Raw genomic sequence first — 230 nt, 5'->3', positions numbered from 1 at the left:
GCCCAACATCGGCCGTGCGCCTGACCGATACCAGCGGCTACCCGACCTGGAAAGGCAGCATCTCGCTGCCTGCCGGCCAGAACGTGGAATGGAAATGCCTGATCCGCAATGAGGCCAACGCAACGCTGGTGCGGCAGTGGCAGGGCGGGGCGAACAACCGCCTGACGCCCAGCGAAGGCACCAGTACGGTCGGGCGCTTCTAGCCCTAAGAAGCACGAGTACCTGTGGCC

General features: G+C 65.2%; 1 protein-coding gene. It reads left to right on the top strand.

Annotated features, from left to right (window positions below; all coding sequences use genetic code 11):
* Positions 1-203: carbohydrate-binding module family 20 domain-containing protein (locus AAEZ09_RS29315; protein WP_350601822.1), on the top strand; the 203-nt coding region annotated here is incomplete at its 5' end.
* Positions 204-230 lie beyond the last annotated feature (27 nt).

It is taken from the genome of Pseudomonas sp. 65/3-MNA-CIBAN-0223 (assembly GCF_040310425.1).
Taxonomy (GTDB): Bacteria; Pseudomonadota; Gammaproteobacteria; order Pseudomonadales; family Pseudomonadaceae; genus Aquipseudomonas; species Aquipseudomonas gregormendelii.
This window is presented reverse-complemented; position numbering and strand designations above follow the sequence as displayed.